Genomic DNA, 16,515 nt, shown 5'->3' on the forward strand with positions numbered 1-16,515 from the left:
ACCGGACGCCAGCCTCTGTGGCCGCACGGCAGGGGTTCAGACGCTACCGTTTTTCCAGAACGCCGGATGCTTCTGGGCCTGGCGACAGTGTGCATCCAGCCAGCTCTCCTGCCTGGTCTCAATGGCCTGAGCCAGCTGCTGCCAGTCGGCAAACCAGGCCGATACCGCTGCCGGATCGTACGCACCGGCAAGCAGATGTGCGGCGATCAGCTGACGGTGTAAGCGGGTCAGCTTATCCTGATATTCGTTCAGCAGGTGCACGCGCCCGAAGGTCTCTTTCAGATCGGCAGACAGGCGGCCCAGCATAATGTCGCAGAAGCGCTTATAGGAGCCCTGAAGTTTGGCATCCGCTTTAGCGTCAATAAAGGCGCGCCAGCGCCCGGCGGCCAGCCAGTCAGTAAGTGCTAACTGGGTATGCAGAGAGAGCGGGCTGAAACAGATCGCCTCCGCCTGCAGATCCTCTGCCAGCAGGGCCTCTTCCAGTTCGGTCAGCCGCTGACGAAGGTCGCTGCTGGCTTTACGCGGCACCAGCGCGCCAAACAGCGAGAAGGCCTGACGCAGCGTTTCCAGCGCCTGACGGATCTCATGCAGCGCCTGAGTATTACCACGCAGCCACAGCTCTTCATGATACTGCCACTGGTTCAGCGCCAGCGTAAAAGCAGCCTGCATGCCTTCTTCTACCGTCGCCTTCGGCTTTATCTTCATTACCGGTAGCGGATGCAGTTCGCGCGGCGCGTTACCCTGCGCCAGCACGTAGCCCCGCGCCGCCTTGCTCAGGCTGCCGAGGCGCAGACCGCCCAGCGTGCGCAGTTCAGCGGCGAAGGCCAGCAGATCGTCGCGCTCGCCGCTTTTCAGCTCCAGCTCAATCTCCCTGAGAATTTCGCTCTGTTCACCCGCGCTGACTTCCCCCTTGTCCAGCGCGACTTCAATCTGGCTGTTCAGGTAAGTAACCACCCACTTTTCACGCATAAAATGCGTGCTGAACAGCGGGGCGAGCTGCTGCTGTAGCGCCGCCGGATCGGTACCTGCCGGCCAGATGTCAGCAGGCAGCGTCTCAAGCGCCAGCTCAGGCTTCTCCAGGGGCACATTATATTCCGGACGCTGGTGCAGACCGCCCACGCTCTGCCCCGCCGTCTTCAGCGTCATCTCATAGCTGTCGCCGAAGCCGCGAATGCGCAGCCCCATATCCCAGCGACGCAGCTGGCGCTCCGCCGTCTCAAAATAGATGTTGGTCAGCTTCTGCGGTGGGGTGTGCTGATGAGGCCAGGCGGCAAGCCTGCCGGGCAATTTTTCCGTCGCCTCGTCAGTAGCGATGAACTTTAACTCGATTTCCATGGTCATATTTTCTTAATCTGAACGTTACCGGTACGGTAAAATGGGAGTAAGGCGTGATTTTCCTCGCCGTTAGCGCCGTTTTTTTCGCCCTCAGGCGTAAAAAAACGCAGTGCCGGACGAGGTCTCTTTCAGCCAGATATGACGTGAAGAGTAATGCAGAATTGCCCCGGCTGTCTCGGCTTTCTTGTGCTTTCGCATAGCGGCCCGCACCGTCCCGAGACCAGGATAGTTCTCATTCAGCTTTCTGCGAGGCGCCTCCAGACTGTGCCATTACTTTTTTTCCCCAGCATTGACGTAAATAAAGACATCGAATGAAAAAAACTCACCTTATTGGCCTCACTTTACTGACAGTTAGCGTAGCAACCGCCGTTCACGCCGAAGAAAAACGCTACATTTCAGACGAGCTTTCGACCTATGTCCGCAGCGGCCCCAGCGACGGTTATCGCCTGGTGGGCACCTTAAACGCCGGTGAAGAAGTCACGCTGCTTCAGACCAACGAAAATACAAAATATGGTCAGATCCGGGATGCCAATGACCGCACGACCTGGATCCCGCTGGCGCAGCTCAGCGAACAGCCAAGCCTGCGCACCCGCGTGCCCCAGCTTGAGCAGCAGGTGCAAGACCTGACCGGCAAGCTCGCCAATATTGACAACAGCTGGAATCAGCGCACGGCTGAGATGCAGAAAAAAGTGGCCGGCAGCGACGCCGCGATCAACAACCTGAAGGCCGAAAATCAGAAGCTGAAGAATGAACTGATCGTCGCGCAGAAAAAAGTGAACGCTGCCAACGTGCAGCTGGACGATAAGCAGCGCACCATCATTATGCAGTGGTTTATGTATGGCGGCGGCGTGGCGGGCGTGGGCCTGCTGCTTGGTCTGCTGTTGCCGCACATGATCCCCAGCCGCAAGAAAAAAGATCGCTGGATGAACTGATCTTCTTATTTCTTCTCTCAGGGCATCCATTGATGCCCTTTTTGGCATGGGTGCCATAAAGCGGCCATTACCGCGCAAAATTGGGCCTCCGCTGACACTTCACGTATGATAAAAGAAACGACAAACTCAGGAGCGCAGTAGTGAAGACTTACCTTGTAGGTGGCGCGGTACGCGATGCCCTGCTGAATCTGCCGGTCAAAGATAAAGACTGGGTCGTGGTGGGCGCCACCCCCGATCTGATGCTCAGCGAAGGTTATGAACAGGTAGGCCGGGATTTCCCGGTATTTCTGCATCCCGTCACGCACGAAGAGTATGCGCTGGCCCGCACGGAGCGTAAAAACGGCAGCGGCTATACCGGCTTTGTCTGCTATTCCGCGCCCGATGTGACGCTGGAGGAGGACCTACAGCGCCGCGATCTTACCGTTAATGCCATCGCGCAGGATGAAAGCGGCCACCTTGTCGACCCTTTCAACGGTCAGAAGGATATTAAACACCGCCAGCTTCGCCACGTCTCTGCGGCGTTTAATGAAGATCCCCTGCGCGTTCTCCGCGTGGCGCGTTTTGCCGCACGTTTCGCCCATCTGGGGTTCAGCGTGGCGGATGAAACCCTGGCGCTGATGCGCTCGATGGCCGCCAGCGGCGAGCTGGATACGCTGACCGCAGAGCGGGTCTGGAAAGAGACCGAGCGGGCGCTGCAAACCCAGTCTCCCCAGGTCTATTTTCAGGTGCTGCGCGACTGCGGCGCGCTGGCCGTCCTGTTTCCGGAGCTGGATAACCTGTATGGCGTGCCCGCGCCGGCGAAATGGCATCCCGAAATTGATACCGGCGTGCATACGCTGATGACGCTGACCATCGCTGCCCAGCTTAGCGACGATGTTGCGGTTCGTTTTGCAACGCTGTTTCACGATGTCGGCAAGGGGCTGACTCCGCCGGAAAAATGGCCCAGCCATCACGGTCACGGCCCCGCCGGCGTTCCGCTGGTTGAAGGGGTGTGTCAGCGCCTTCGCGTGCCCAATGCTATTCGCGATCTGGCGCTGCTGGTAACGGAATTTCATGACCTGGTGCATACTATTGGCCGGCAGCCTGCCGAAGCGCTGGTGGCCTTATTCGATCGACTCGATGCCTGGCGCAAGCCGCAGCGCATTGAACAAATCGCCCTGACCAGCGAAGCGGATGCACGTGGCCGGACCGGATTCGAAAATAATGCCTATCCGCAGGGCGACTATCTGCGTAAGGCGTTTGAAATCGTGCTGAACGTATCGACCAAAGAGGTCGTCGCGGCGGGGTACAAAGGGGCAGAAGTCAGGGAAGAGTTAACACGCAGAAGGATTGCCGCACTGGGTCAGTGGCAGGAAGAACAGCTTACTCAGTGATTGTGGGGCTGGCCGGGAAACCCGCCAGCCCTCATTATTACCCGATCAGACAAACACCATGTAAACGATGGCAGCAACAATAAAGCGATAAATTGCAAAGGGCACGAACGAGATACGCTGGATCAGTTTCAGGAAGACCTTAATGGCAATCAGCGCCACGATAAAGGCCGTGATAAAGCCAACGGCAAACATCGGAAAGTCTGCCATGGTCAGGAAACCCGCGCTTTTATAAAGGTCCAGCACCGTCGCGCCCATCATCATCGGCACCGCCAGGATAAATGAGAACTCGGAAGCGGCATAGCGGCTCACGCCCATCAGCATCCCGCCTGAAATGGTGGCGCCCGAGCGCGAGAAGCCCGGCCATAGCGCCAGGCACTGGAAGCAGCCAATGACGAAAGCCTGACGGTAGGTCATATCATCAATGCCCACCGCTTTAGGCTGTTTTGGCTTCAGGTATTCGGCTGCCAGCAGCAGCACACCGCCGACAATCAGCGCATACATCACGTTGATGGGGTTAAACAGGGATTTAATCGCATCGTGGAAAACCAGCCCCACCACAACGGCCGGGATCATGCCCAGCAGGATATGAATCAGCGTCAGATGCCCTTTACCGGTGCCTTCATGCGGCACTTTGCCAAAATGAATGCCGATAAGGCCAAAAAGACGACGCCAGAACATCACCACGACGGCTAAAATCGATCCAAGCTGAATAACCACTTCGAAAGTATTCGCTTTAGCCCCTTCAAACCCCAACAGATGACCGACAATGATCATGTGCCCGGTGGAGGAGACGGGAAGGAATTCCGTTAAGCCCTCAACAATGCCAAGGATTGCCGCCACCCATAGCTGATGAATATCTGCCATCAAATCTACCCCTAGTATAAAAATCATTAAAAAGGCGGTCGCGAACGCCACCGCCAAATTGTGCCCCGTTAAATCAGGCCACCCTAAGACAGACCATAATGTCGTTTGGTTTCACCGTGATGGCAATCACAATGGGTTTATTTCGGATTAGTCCCTCGTTCTATAATCACACCTACCTGTTTCGCCTGCGCCACGGCGCCGGGCTTGCTCAGCTTGATTCGTACCCACGGCGAATTGAACCGGGTCAGCAGCAGCGTGGCCACTTCTTCCGCCACGCGTTCGACCAGGGCAAATTTCCCGTTGGCGACATGATTAATAATGGCGTCAGAGACGTCGGCATAGCTCAGGCAGTCGTTAACGTCGTCGCTGGCCGCCGCTGTACGGTTATCCCAGGCCATTTCGACATCGAACACCAGCTTCTGCTTAATGGTCTGTTCCCAGTCATACACGCCGATGGTGGTGATAACCGTGAGTTGTTCAATAAATACGATATCCATGATGTCTGTCTCTGTTTTTGTGGTTGCCGGATACCACTTGCTGTGGTTTATGCGTATTATCCACTGATGACCAGAATAAAACGACCCCCACAAAACGGAACGGTGTTATGAGTGTATTCGCGCTTGGTATGATCATTTTCGCGTATCTGTGCGGCTCCATTTCCAGCGCGATTTTGGTTTGCCGACTGTTCAGATTACCGGACCCGCGCCTGAATGGTTCAGGCAATCCCGGCGCCACCAATGTCCTGCGCATCGGCGGTAAACTCCCTGCTGCTGCGGTTCTGATCTTCGATATTTTAAAAGGTATGCTGCCGGTCTGGCTGGCGTACCGTTACGGCGTTTCCCCCTTCTACCTCGGCCTTATCGCTATCGCGGCCTGCCTTGGCCATATTTACCCTCTCTTTTTCCATTTTAAAGGCGGCAAAGGCGTGGCGACGGCGTTCGGGGCGATTGCTCCTATCGGCTGGGATCTGACCGGGCTGATGACCGGCACCTGGCTCCTGACCGTGCTGCTCAGCGGCTACTCGTCGCTGGGCGCCATCGTCAGCGCGCTGATCGCGCCATTTTACGTCTGGTGGTTTAAGCCCCAGCTCACCTTTCCGGTGGCGATGCTCTCCTGTCTGGTGCTCCTGCGCCATCACGATAATATCCAGCGCTTATGGCGCGGGCAGGAGATGAAGATCTGGAAAAAGAAGAAAGCGAAAACCGGTAAAAAGTCCTCTTAACGGCCAGAGATGCCTTTAAAGCCACCTGATAAAACATGCCCGCTGAGGAACGCTTTAATTTCGTTTCTGTGACCAGCCTGATTCTGACCGGAAGTGAGCCAGCAAAGTCACGATAGTGCGGGAGAGGGGTCCGGGCCACGGTATCCGTTATCGTCAAAAGGTACTGACCTGAGGGGCTTTTACAGGGGAAATTAAAAAAGCCGGCACCTTCCGGCACCGGCTTTTTTTAGCCGTTTTGCAGCGGCGAAAGTTCCGCCAGCGGCCAGCGTGGCCGCACGGTGACGCTCAGCTCCCCCCGCGTACCGCCCTTCATTCTGACCATGCCCGCATAGGCGATCATCGCGCCATTGTCGGTGCAGAACTCAGGACGCGCATAGAAAACTTCGCCACCACGCGCTTTCATTACCGCCGCCATTTTCGCTCTCAGCGTACGGTTCGCGCTGACGCCGCCAGCGATAACCAGCCGCTTAAAGCCGGTCTGCTCCAGGGCGCGTTTGCACTTGATGGCGAGCGTATCCACCACGGCATCTTCGAAGGCACGGGCGATATCCGCCCGCGTCTGCTCATCATCGCTGTTGTTGCGGATGGTATTTGCCGCAAAGGTCTTCAGCCCGGAAAAGCTGAAATCCAGCCCCGGACGATCGGTCATCGGCCTTGGAAAGACAAAACGCTTCTCGACGCCCTGCTGCGCCATTGTTGACAGCATCGGCCCGCCGGGATAATCGAGTCCCAGCAGCTTGGCGGTTTTGTCGAACGCCTCACCTGCGGCATCGTCAATCGACTCTCCCAGCAGGCTGTACTCGCCAATGGCGGTGACGCTGATAAGCTGCGTATGACCGCCCGATACCAGCAGCGCGACAAACGGAAACTCAGGCGGCGTCTCTTCCAGCATCGGTGCCAGCAGGTGCCCTTCCATATGGTGCACGGGGATGGCCGGCACGTCCCAGGCAAAGGCCAGCGCACGGCCAACCGTTGCGCCCACCAGCAGCGCACCGACCAGGCCGGGACCTGCCGTGTAGGCAACGGCGTCGATATCCTGCGCCTTAAGTCCCGCCTCGGCGATCGCCGCCTGAATTAAGGGCACGGTTTTTCGCACGTGATCGCGCGAGGCCAGTTCAGGCACCACGCCGCCGTAGTCGGCATGCAGTTTCACCTGACTGTATAGCTGATTAGCGAGAAGCCCGGCCGCATCGTCGTAAATGGCAATACCGGTTTCATCGCAGGATGTTTCAATTCCAAGCACACGCATGACTTTTTACCTCATTCTTGCGGCGCGCAGTGTAGCACGAAGGCCAGGGCGGGCGCGGCAATTTTCCGGTGCTACAGCCAGATGACTGATGCAAAAGGAGAAAATTTTTTCGCCGGGGGCGGGTGGATTGATGTATACTCTCCGGCCTGAAAATACCGGCAGTGGCACAGGCGCATCTGTTGGTGAGATTACGCTATGGTGCTTTACAACGCAGCCTGTGTTGGAGTAAAATTCCGCACCATTTTGAAATGAGCTGGCTTTGAGCCCAGCAAACCGAATTTATCGAGGTGAGAGTTACATGCCGGTAATTAAAGTACGTGAAAACGAGCCGTTCGACGTAGCACTGCGTCGCTTCAAGCGTTCATGCGAGAAAGCAGGCGTTCTGGCTGAAGTTCGTCGTCGTGAGTTTTATGAAAAACCAACGACCGAACGCAAGCGCGCTAAAGCGTCAGCAGTAAAACGCCACGCGAAGAAACTGGCTCGCGAAAACGCACGCCGCACTCGTCTGTACTAATACCTTAAGGGTTCGCCCTTACGCTTCACAGACAAGTAAGTAGTTATAAAGGCCGTGCTTTCCGAAAGGAATGCGCGGCTTGTTGCCGTTTATGAGCCACAGTGAAAGCCCCACGCTTTTCCGGACCGGGTGGGACGGCAACAGCGCGGCTCTGCGCTTGCTTACCGGATAAGCAGCCCGGAGGCGCAAAGGCAGCCGACGCCGTCAGGTGCTGAAAGATGAAGGGGATTTATGGCTGGACGCATTCCGCGTGTATTTATCAATGATCTGCTGGCGCGCACGGACATCGTGGATCTGATCGATGCCCGCGTAAAGCTGAAAAAGCAGGGCAAAAATTATCACGCCTGCTGTCCCTTTCATAATGAGAAAACGCCCTCTTTTACCGTCAACGGCGAAAAGCAGTTCTACCACTGCTTCGGCTGTGGCGCTCACGGTAACGCTGTCGATTTCCTGATGAACTACGATCGTCTGGAATTCGTGGAAAGTATCGAAGAGTTAGCTACGCTTTATGGGCTGGAGGTGCCGTATGAAAGCGGGACCGGACCGACCCAGATGGAGCGTCACCAACGCCAGAACCTCTACCAGCTGATGGCCAGCGTCAGTGAGTTTTACCAGCAGTCGCTTAAGGAAAACCCGGCGGCTGGCGCGCGCGATTATCTCGCCAGGCGCGGGCTCAGTGATGAGGTTATCAGGCATTTTTCTATAGGCTTTGCGCCTGCCAACGCATTGAAGCGATTTAGCGGCAATCAGGATAACCGGCAGTCATTAATTGATGCTGGCATGCTGGTCACCAATGAACAGGGCCGCAGTTACGATCGCTTTCGCGAACGGGTGATGTTTCCGATCCATGATAAACGGGGTCGGGTAATCGGATTTGGCGGACGCGTCCTTGGCGATGCGATGCCTAAATACCTTAACTCCCCGGAAACCGATATTTTTCATAAAGGCCGCCAGCTGTATGGCCTGTATGAAGCGCAGAAGAATCACCCGGAACCCGCGAAGCTGCTAGTGGTCGAAGGCTACATGGACGTCGTGGCGCTGGCGCAGTTCGGCATCGATTATGCCGTGGCGTCACTGGGCACTTCCACCACGCCCGAGCATATTCAGCTTTTGTTCCGCACAACCGATAACGTTATTTGTTGCTATGACGGCGACAGAGCAGGTCGGGAAGCGGCATGGCGGGCGCTGGAAACCGCGCTGCCTTACATGAATGACGGTCGTCAGCTACGCTTTATGTTTCTGCCCGACGGCGAAGATCCCGATACGCTGGTGCGTAAGGAAGGAAAAGAGGCGTTTGAAGCGCGGATGGAGCAGGCAATGCCGCTCTCTGCGTTTCTGTTTGATACGCTGCTGCCTCAGGTCGATCTGCGTTCGCCCGACGGTCGCGCCCAGCTCAGCACGCTGGCGCTGCCGCTGATAAGCCAGGTGCCCGGTGAAACGCTGCGCATCTATCTGCGTCAGGAGCTTGGTAATAAGCTGGGCATCCTGGACGACAATCAGCTTGATAAGCTGATGCCTAAGCTGGGGGAAAAGGCAAAACCGCCCCAGCAGCCGCAGCTTAAGCGCACCACCATGCGGATCCTGATTGGCTTGCTGATACAGAATCCCCAGCTTGCCGCTATGGTGCCCTCGCTGGAAGGGCTGGAGTCGTCGGAGCTGGCCGGTTTCCCGCTTTTTGTGGAGCTGGTGGGGACATGCGTCGCGCACCCTGGCCTGACCACAGGACAGCTGCTGGAGCTTTATCGCGGTACAAAATTCAGTCAGAGCCTTGAAACTCTGGCCACATGGAACCACATGATCGTAGATGATGAAGTGGAAACCATGTTTAAAGACTCCCTGGCCAGCATGTACGACGCGGCGCTGGAGCGCAGGCTTGAAGAGTTAATCGCCCGCGATCGCACGCATGGCCTCAATGCCGGTGAGCGCCGGGAATTCTGGACGCTCAGCCAGGCACTGAAGAAACAGTAATCGTCGGGGAGACCTGGCGGCAGATGAAGACAATGAAGAAGCGCATCGCGTGGCCGTCAATTAACGGACCGCGAAAACCTTTGCAGCCTGGGTCAATGACCCGCGTCTGCGGACGGGCCGCATGCCATTAGTGCGCTTCTGACAGAATATCCGCGGCTTAAGTGCCGATTTGACGCCAGGTTAAGCCTGGCAGCCGCCGCGACGGGCAGCGGCAATAAACCAATGCCCTCACTGTTATTGTTGGCTGCTTAAACTTAGCCGACCAACACCATTTAATTTAACAGAAGTGTGGATACCGTCTTATGGAGCAAAACCCGCAGTCACAGCTGAAGCTGCTTGTCACCCGTGGTAAGGAGCAAGGCTATCTGACCTATGCCGAGGTCAATGACCATCTGCCGGAAGATATCGTCGACTCCGATCAGATCGAAGACATCATTCAGATGATCAACGACATGGGCATACAGGTTGTGGAAGAAGCGCCTGATGCCGACGATCTGATGCTGAACGAAAACAGCTCAGATACGGACGAGGATGCTGCCGAAGCGGCTGCTCAAGTCTTATCCAGCGTTGAATCGGAAATCGGACGTACAACTGACCCGGTGCGCATGTATATGCGTGAAATGGGTACCGTTGAGCTGCTGACGCGCGAAGGCGAAATCGACATCGCCAAGCGCATCGAAGACGGCATCAACCAGGTACAGTGTTCCGTTGCTGAATATCCTGAAGCCATCACCTATCTGCTTGAGCAGTACGATCGCGTCGAAGCGGGCGAAGCGCGCCTGTCAGATATGATCACCGGCTTTGTCGATCCCAATGCAGAGGCGGAAATAGCGCCGACGGCGACTCACGTAGGTTCTGAACTCTCCGAGGCCGAGCGCAACGACGACGACGACGAGGATGAAGAGTCCGACGACGACAGCTCTGATGATGACAACAGCATCGATCCGGAACTGGCGCGCGAGAAGTTTAACGATCTGCGCGTTCAGTACGAGAAAGCCCGTACGGTCATTAAAGCCAAGGGCCGCAGCCACGCTGATGCCGTTGCCGAAATCCAGAATCTGTCCGACGTCTTTAAACAGTTCCGCCTGGTGCCGAAGCAGTTCGACTTCCTGGTGAACAACATGCGTACCATGATGGACCGCGTCCGTACCCAGGAACGCCTCATCATGAAGCTCTGTGTTGAAATCTGTAAGATGCCGAAAAAGAACTTCATCACCCTGTTCACCGGCAACGAAACCAGCGAAACCTGGTTCAAAGCCGCGCTGGCGATGAACAAGCCATGGTCAGAAAAGCTGAACGACGTGGCGGATGACGTGCATCGTGGCCTGCAAAAGCTGGCGCAGATCGAAGAAGAAACCGGTCTGACTATCGAGCAGGTCAAGGACATCAACCGCCGCATGTCCATCGGTGAAGCGAAAGCCCGCCGGGCGAAAAAAGAGATGGTGGAAGCTAACCTGCGTCTGGTTATCTCCATTGCCAAAAAATACACCAACCGTGGCCTGCAGTTCCTCGATCTGATCCAGGAAGGCAATATCGGTCTGATGAAAGCCGTTGATAAGTTTGAATATCGCCGTGGCTATAAGTTCTCAACTTACGCCACCTGGTGGATCCGTCAGGCTATCACGCGCTCCATTGCAGACCAGGCGCGCACCATCCGTATTCCGGTGCATATGATTGAGACCATCAACAAGCTCAACCGTATCTCGCGTCAGATGCTGCAGGAGATGGGCCGTGAGCCGTCACCGGAAGAGCTGGCTGAACGGATGCTGATGCCGGAAGATAAAATCCGCAAGGTGCTGAAAATTGCCAAAGAGCCGATCTCAATGGAGACGCCAATTGGTGATGATGAAGATTCCCACCTGGGTGATTTTATCGAAGATACCACGCTGGAGCTGCCGCTGGATTCAGCGACCTCGGAAAGCCTGCGCTCTGCCACCCACGACGTGCTGGCTGGCCTGACCGCCCGCGAAGCCAAGGTGCTGCGCATGCGCTTCGGTATTGATATGAATACCGACCATACGCTGGAAGAAGTGGGCAAGCAGTTTGACGTGACGCGTGAGCGTATCCGTCAGATCGAAGCGAAAGCGCTGCGCAAGCTGCGCCATCCAAGCCGCTCCGAAGTGCTGCGCAGCTTCCTGGACGATTAATCCGTTCACCCGACCCGTGCGGTTGTTGATAAAGCCCTGGCTGAAAAGCCGGGGCTTTGTTTTTTCAGCGCCCCCGCCTTTTCTCCTGCCCGCCTAACGTCCCTGTAACAAAAATAGCCTTCACTCCGGCAGATAGCGGTTGAGGGTTTTCCATCATTAAAGCGCTAACGTTCTTTTTATCTCCTGCCTATAGTGAAGCGACCCGCAGCGAACGTTAACCTGTCCAAGGAGTTTCTATGTTTCCCTCCTCGCTACCCCATCCCCGCGTGATCGATCCACAAAGCGTTGAACCTCTCCGCTGGGGGATTATCGGACCAGGCTGGATAGCCGCGCACTTCACGAAGGCTTTGCGCGAGCAGACCCAACAGCAGCTGGTCGCCGTGGCGTCGCGTTCAGCAGCGCGCGCCAACGCCTTTGCCAGAGAGTGGGGTATTCCACATGCCTTTGACAGCGCTGATGAAATGCTGGCGATGCCCAATCTGGATGCGGTCTATATCGCCACACCTCATAATCATCACTTTCCTGATGCCAGCCGTGCGCTCAAAGCTGGCAAACACGTACTGGTAGAAAAGCCGCTGGCGCTGAATGCTGTTGAAGGTGCGGCGCTACAGGCTCTGGCAAAAGCGCACAGCGTTTTCTGCATGGAGGCGATGTGGTGCGACTTTCTGCCAAAGTATGACGTGCTGAGCCAGCTGGTTGAGGACGGCGTGCTCGGGGAGCTGCATACATTGATCGCTGACCATGGCGAATTTTTCACGCCGGATCACCGCATTTTTAATCCTGACCTTGCGGGGGGAACGATGCTGGATTTGGGCAGCTATCTGCTCGCCTTTAGCATCCGGCTGGCTGGCGCGCCGGAAACGGTAACAGCAAAAGGACAAACGGCGCACAGCGGGGTTAACGGCCAGGCTTCAATGCTGCTGACTCATGAGAACGGCATGCATTCTGTGCTTAATACTACCTTGTTCAGCAATACGCCGGGCCGGGCGATAATCGGCGGACGCGATGCCAGTATTGAGACAGACGGACAGTTCTACGCGCCGGGCGGCTTTACGTTGCGCTCAAGCCAGCACGGCAAAACCCTGCGCTGGGAAGAGGCAGCAAACCGTTACGTGCAATTGTCTCATGAAGCGGCCCACTTCGCCTGGTGCGTTCATCAGGGACGGCAATCGTCGCCGGTTCGTCCGCTGTCCGCTTCGCTGGCAACGCTGGCCACCATGGATGAAGTCCGTCGGCAGTTGGGCATTATATTTAATGAAGAACGTCCGGAAAGCCCTTCTTAATTTGTCCGCTGAACGTTACTGAGCGTTCATCGTTATTTTGCCTACCCCGCCCGTCCGGCTAGACTGGCTGAATACGCATTTTGAATTTTCTCTGGCGGAGCGGTTGGTGAAAAAAATCACCCTTGATGAGTTAGCCCGGCGGGCGGGCGTTGGTGTGGCAACGGTGGATCGCGTCCTCAACGAACGCGGCGGAGTTTTACCCGCGACGGCGCAAAAGGTATTGCAGGCCGCACGGGAAAGCGGACTGAAACGCATTTTGCCAGAGGAGCACCGACACCCCTGGCAAATTGAAGTGCTGCTGAGCGGTAATGGTTCGTATTTCTTCAGGCAGCTCAGCGACCACTTCAGCAAGGCGGCTACCGGCCTGGGCCACCGCAGGCTGACGCTGCGCCGTACCTTTATTCCGGAAACGAAGCCGCAAAAGCTGGCGGCGCACATTGCGGCCAGCAGCGCCACAAGTGACGGACTGATTGTGTATGCTCATGACTATCCGGTTGTGCATGAAGCGCTGGCGCTCTGTAAAGCCCGTGGCGTACCGGTTATCACCCTCGTGACCGATCTCCCCGGTGCCGAACGCCTCTGTCATGTGGGCATCAATCAGCTTCAGGCTGGACGCACCGCTGGTCTACTGATGGGTAAAATGGTCAGCGGCCCCGGGGAGGTCATTATGGTCAGTGGACGATCGGATTACCGGGCGCATCAGGAGCGTATTCGGGGTTTTCGTGATGTCCTGACAGCGCGTTTTCCGCACGTTACGCTGCGTGAAGTTCTGGCAGGAGAGGATAGACGGGAAACCATCAGCAGGCTTTTGGAAACGGAGCTTGCCCGCGCCGGAGACGTGGCCGGTATTTACAATACCGGTCAGGGGAACCGTGAAATTGACGCTGCGCTGATGCGGCACCGGCTCGCAGGAAAATGCGTATTTATTACCCATGAACTCTCTGCTAACACGCGGACGCTGCTGGCTGCGGACACCCTCTCTCTGACGCTGGATCAAAATGCCCGCCAGCATGCGCAACTTGCCATCGAACTGATGATAAATTACCTGGACAGCGGTGAAGTCCCGGATCTCTACAGCGCGGGCAAAGTGGCGTTTACGATCCATACACCAGAAAATATTATTTAATCAGCGCCTCATTCAACTCCCGGTAAGCGGCCGTCAGCGCCTCCTGAGAGGCGCGGTTAAGCCCGCTGGGATTAGGCAGCACCCACACCTCGGTTTCGCCCAGCCTTTGCGGCTGCCTGCCCCAGTCCACCTTACTGACGCCGAAGGCCCGCTGGTACGCCTGCTTGCCCAGCACCGCCAGCGCCCGTGGCTGACAGCGGTCTATTTTTTCCCGCAGCGCCCGGCCGCCCTCACGCAGTTCCGGGCCGGAAAGCTCGGTCGCCTCTTTCGTCGGACGCTCCACCAGCATGGTGATGCCACAGCCGGTATCCAGCAGCTGCCTCTCCTCCTCCGGCCTGAGCTGACGGGCAGTAAAGCCCGCCTGCCAGATCGTTTTCCAGAACCGGTTGCCGCCGTGGGCAAAATGAAAGCCGGTGTGGGCGGAGGACTTTCCCGGATTAATGCCGCAAAACACCACCCGCAGCCCCGGCGTCAGGATGTCCGCTATCGTATGTTCTGTTATCTCATCCATTCTGTTTCTCAGTCAGGTAATTCAAAATAGCTCAGTACTTCACAGCCGCGCCCCACCGACGGCGTGGCCACGACGCGAAGGCTGGCGATGTCAATCACGCTCAGCGTACCGTCATCCTCATTGGCAATCAGCAGCGTACGGTTATCGGGGCTGAAGCAGCCATCCATCGGTTTGTTGCCCACCTTCACCTCGCCGAGCGGCTTAAGATCGCCGTCGAACAGGCTGATGACCGGCTCCCCGTTGCCGACCGCCACCAGCAGTGAGCCATCGTCGCTGTAACGCACGATCTGACACGCCTTCTGATGCCCCGGTAAAGACAGCGTCTGACGAAGCTGATGGCTTTGCGCATCCAGCACGTAGAGCAGGGGCTGGCGGCTGTCGGTTGCCACAATATAGGGATGTCCCGGCGACGCCGCGATGCCGTTAATCGCACCTGGCATGGCGACATTATCCACCACTTTACCCTGCCCTGCGTGGAGTTCCAGCACGGTCACGGAAGCATCTTCTTCGTTTTCGGTAAACAGCTTACGGCCTGAGGGAAGGATCGTCAGCCGGTGCGAGTTGTGCGAAGGAAGATCGATTTTGCCAACGATTTTATCCGTGGCAGGGTCGATAACCAACACGACGCCGCTGTTTTCGCAGCTCTGGTAAACGTAGCCATCCCTCCCGAGCCGGGCGGTATGCGGCGCACTGAAGGGTCTGATATCAATAAAGCCGGTGACCTGCCGTGTGAACAGATCGATCACCGCAATTTTATGGCCCGGGTGCGGATTATTGCCGTGCACGCCATCGCCAAAGATAGAGACATACGCCTTATGCTGATCGGGCAGGATCAGCAACTCATGCGGTCGGGGCGGGAACGCGTTCAGCTCCTGCTCAACGGCGAACGTTTCTGGATTCAGAAACAGGACATTGCTGCCCTGCTTGTCAACGGCGATAAGGCCGTAGCGGGTTTCCGGGGTCATGGACGCCTCCTTTACTGTTCTGCTCTCCTTACACAGTAGTTCATGACCTTTCAGCCCGCCCTGAACGCCTCACGCAGCCAGCGGGTAAAACTGCTGACCGCCCGCGGTACCTGAGCCGACCAGGGGCGGACGATATAGACCGTCTCAGCAAAAGCGCCCGCCGGCTGCCAGCCCGGCAGCAGCTCAACCAGGCTGCCCGTACTTAGCGCCGTGCGGGCGCTGAAGTCAGGCAGCAGCGCAATGCCCAGCCCGTCGAGGGCGGCATCCCGGATCGATTCGCTGTTGTTGGTGGCAAAAGGACCGTTGACGGTTACCGACACGCTTTCACCTCCAGCTTCACGCGGCGTGAAGATCCAGCGTGGCGCTTCGGTTCCCCTGGGGTAATAAAGGCACTGGTGATCCGCCAGCGCCTGCGGCGTCTCCGGCTTGCCGTGACGGGCGATATAGGCGGGTGAGGCGACCACCAGCGCGTGCGTGGTACAGAGCGGCTGTGCAACGTGAGTATCCGGCAGCGCCTCGCTGTGGCGAATGGCAAGATCAAACCCTTCACTCACCAGCGACACCAGCCTGTCGGAAACCTCAAGCTGAATGCGCACCTGCGGATGTTCCCGCAGGAAAGCCGTAATATGCGGCACCAGCTGCTGACGGGCAAAGGCGACCGGCGCGGTGATCCTGACCAGGCCTCGCAGCGGGCCAGCCGAATCACGCACGCTGAAAAAGCTCTGTTCAATCTGCGCGAAAGGGCCGCGCAGCTCCTCCACCAGCTTCTCTCCGGCCCGGGTCAGCCTCACCGTGCGGGTGGTCCGCGTCACCAGCGGCACGCCGGCCAGCTGCTCCAGCGCCTTTATTTTCTGGCTCATCGCCGCCTTGCTCACCTCCAGCCGCTCCGCCGCGCGGGTAAAGCTCCCCTGCTCAGCCAGCACCGTCAGCCAGTGCAGATGCATCCACATCGCGTCGGTCTTCAGATCTTTCATGCTTATTGTTCACAATAGTAAATAATCCGTTTCAGTATAGCGCTTTTTCCCG

The 16,515-nt window shown here is 57.1% G+C and carries 15 protein-coding genes; 8 read left to right on the forward strand and 7 right to left on the reverse strand.

The window, feature by feature from the left end:
- Positions 1–36: 36 nt before the first annotated feature.
- On the reverse strand, positions 37–1,341 hold the full coding sequence (locus tag AAH446_RS13520; RefSeq protein ID WP_342907211.1) for a CYTH and CHAD domain-containing protein: 1,305 nt from the start codon (positions 1,339–1,341) through the stop codon (positions 37–39).
- A 305-nt stretch (positions 1,342–1,646) separates the two neighbouring features.
- Between AAH446_RS13520 and AAH446_RS13525 the strand changes: the two genes are divergently transcribed.
- Together AAH446_RS13525 and AAH446_RS13530 are read left to right on the forward strand one after the other, a co-directional pair.
- Positions 1,647–2,267, forward strand: coding sequence for a TIGR04211 family SH3 domain-containing protein (locus AAH446_RS13525; RefSeq protein WP_342907212.1), 621 nt, complete (start codon positions 1,647–1,649; stop codon positions 2,265–2,267).
- A gap of 140 nt (positions 2,268–2,407) precedes the next feature.
- Complete coding sequence (locus tag AAH446_RS13530; RefSeq protein ID WP_342907213.1) at positions 2,408–3,640, forward strand: multifunctional CCA addition/repair protein; 1,233 nt, start codon at positions 2,408–2,410, stop codon at positions 3,638–3,640.
- A 45-nt stretch (positions 3,641–3,685) separates the two neighbouring features.
- Here AAH446_RS13530 and bacA read toward each other — a convergent pair whose 3' ends face one another.
- Both bacA and folB read right to left on the reverse strand, forming a co-directional pair.
- Positions 3,686–4,531, reverse strand: a complete 846-nt coding sequence (bacA, locus tag AAH446_RS13535; protein WP_463322815.1) for an undecaprenyl-diphosphate phosphatase — start codon at positions 4,529–4,531, stop codon at positions 3,686–3,688.
- Between the two features lie 110 nt (positions 4,532–4,641).
- Positions 4,642–5,001: a bifunctional dihydroneopterin aldolase/7,8-dihydroneopterin epimerase gene (gene folB, locus AAH446_RS13540; RefSeq protein ID WP_342907215.1), complete on the reverse strand. Its 360-nt coding sequence runs from the start codon at positions 4,999–5,001 to the stop codon at positions 4,642–4,644.
- Between the two features lie 107 nt (positions 5,002–5,108).
- Here folB and plsY point away from each other — a divergent pair, with 107 nt between their 5' ends.
- A complete protein-coding gene (gene plsY, locus AAH446_RS13545) occupies positions 5,109–5,726 on the forward strand; it encodes a glycerol-3-phosphate 1-O-acyltransferase PlsY (RefSeq protein ID WP_342907216.1) in 618 nt (205 codons plus the stop codon).
- A gap of 226 nt (positions 5,727–5,952) precedes the next feature.
- Here the strand turns inward: plsY and tsaD are convergent, their stop codons facing one another.
- Positions 5,953–6,975, reverse strand: a complete 1,023-nt coding sequence (gene tsaD, locus AAH446_RS13550; RefSeq protein ID WP_342907217.1) for a tRNA (adenosine(37)-N6)-threonylcarbamoyltransferase complex transferase subunit TsaD — start codon at positions 6,973–6,975, stop codon at positions 5,953–5,955.
- Positions 6,976–7,273: 298 nt separating this feature from the next.
- Here tsaD and rpsU point away from each other — a divergent pair, with 298 nt between their 5' ends.
- The 5 genes from rpsU (at position 7,274) to AAH446_RS13575 (ending at position 14,013) form a co-directional block, all read left to right on the forward strand.
- A complete protein-coding gene (gene rpsU / locus AAH446_RS13555; protein ID WP_001144069.1) occupies positions 7,274–7,489 on the forward strand; it encodes a 30S ribosomal protein S21 in 216 nt (71 codons plus the stop codon).
- 231 nt (positions 7,490–7,720) lie between these two features.
- A complete protein-coding gene (gene dnaG, locus AAH446_RS13560) occupies positions 7,721–9,457 on the forward strand; it encodes a DNA primase (protein WP_342907218.1) in 1,737 nt (578 codons plus the stop codon).
- A gap of 302 nt (positions 9,458–9,759) precedes the next feature.
- Complete coding sequence (rpoD, locus tag AAH446_RS13565) at positions 9,760–11,604, forward strand: RNA polymerase sigma factor RpoD (RefSeq protein ID WP_342907219.1); 1,845 nt, start codon at positions 9,760–9,762, stop codon at positions 11,602–11,604.
- Positions 11,605–11,840: 236 nt separating this feature from the next.
- On the forward strand, positions 11,841–12,887 hold the full coding sequence (locus tag AAH446_RS13570; protein ID WP_342907220.1) for a Gfo/Idh/MocA family protein: 1,047 nt from the start codon (positions 11,841–11,843) through the stop codon (positions 12,885–12,887).
- A 106-nt stretch (positions 12,888–12,993) separates the two neighbouring features.
- Entirely contained in the window at positions 12,994–14,013 is a 1,020-nt protein-coding gene (locus AAH446_RS13575; protein WP_342907221.1) for a LacI family DNA-binding transcriptional regulator, read from the forward strand.
- Here the strand turns inward: AAH446_RS13575 and mug are convergent.
- From mug to AAH446_RS13590, 3 genes are read right to left on the reverse strand one after another with little or no spacing between them, the layout of a single operon-like run.
- Entirely contained in the window at positions 14,006–14,524 is a 519-nt protein-coding gene (gene mug / locus AAH446_RS13580; protein WP_342907222.1) for a G/U mismatch-specific DNA glycosylase, read from the reverse strand. The genes AAH446_RS13575 and mug overlap by 8 nt on opposite strands.
- A gap of 8 nt (positions 14,525–14,532) precedes the next feature.
- The gene (locus AAH446_RS13585; protein ID WP_342907223.1) at positions 14,533–15,489 is read right to left on the reverse strand and encodes a beta-propeller fold lactonase family protein; all 957 of its coding nucleotides are present in this window, start codon (positions 15,487–15,489) and stop codon (positions 14,533–14,535) included.
- A 50-nt stretch (positions 15,490–15,539) separates the two neighbouring features.
- Positions 15,540–16,463: a LysR substrate-binding domain-containing protein gene (locus AAH446_RS13590; RefSeq protein ID WP_342907224.1), complete on the reverse strand. Its 924-nt coding sequence runs from the start codon at positions 16,461–16,463 to the stop codon at positions 15,540–15,542.
- Positions 16,464–16,515: the final 52 nt, after the last annotated feature.

Source organism: Erwinia psychrophila (genome assembly GCF_039023475.1).
In the GTDB taxonomy this organism is placed as follows: Bacteria; Pseudomonadota; Gammaproteobacteria; order Enterobacterales; family Enterobacteriaceae; genus Erwinia.

Bases quoted from the DNA above. Each gene is read 5' to 3' on its own strand.
- bacA (WP_463322815.1), bottom strand. From the start codon at position 4,531: ATGATTTTTATACTAGGGGTAGATTTGATGGCAGATATTCATCAGCTA.
- AAH446_RS13590 (WP_342907224.1), bottom strand. From the start codon at position 16,463: ATGAAAGATCTGAAGACCGACGCGATGTGGATGCATCTGCACTGGCTG.
- rpsU (WP_001144069.1), top strand. From the start codon at position 7,274: ATGCCGGTAATTAAAGTACGTGAAAACGAGCCGTTCGACGTAGCACTG.
- AAH446_RS13585 (WP_342907223.1), bottom strand. From the start codon at position 15,489: ATGACCCCGGAAACCCGCTACGGCCTTATCGCCGTTGACAAGCAGGGC.
- folB (WP_342907215.1), bottom strand. From the start codon at position 5,001: ATGGATATCGTATTTATTGAACAACTCACGGTTATCACCACCATCGGC.
- dnaG (WP_342907218.1), top strand. From the start codon at position 7,721: ATGGCTGGACGCATTCCGCGTGTATTTATCAATGATCTGCTGGCGCGC.
- rpoD (WP_342907219.1), top strand. From the start codon at position 9,760: ATGGAGCAAAACCCGCAGTCACAGCTGAAGCTGCTTGTCACCCGTGGT.
- AAH446_RS13525 (WP_342907212.1), top strand. From the start codon at position 1,647: ATGAAAAAAACTCACCTTATTGGCCTCACTTTACTGACAGTTAGCGTA.
- mug (WP_342907222.1), bottom strand. From the start codon at position 14,524: ATGGATGAGATAACAGAACATACGATAGCGGACATCCTGACGCCGGGG.
- plsY (WP_342907216.1), top strand. From the start codon at position 5,109: ATGAGTGTATTCGCGCTTGGTATGATCATTTTCGCGTATCTGTGCGGC.
- tsaD (WP_342907217.1), bottom strand. From the start codon at position 6,975: ATGCGTGTGCTTGGAATTGAAACATCCTGCGATGAAACCGGTATTGCC.
- AAH446_RS13570 (WP_342907220.1), top strand. From the start codon at position 11,841: ATGTTTCCCTCCTCGCTACCCCATCCCCGCGTGATCGATCCACAAAGC.
- AAH446_RS13520 (WP_342907211.1), bottom strand. From the start codon at position 1,341: ATGACCATGGAAATCGAGTTAAAGTTCATCGCTACTGACGAGGCGACG.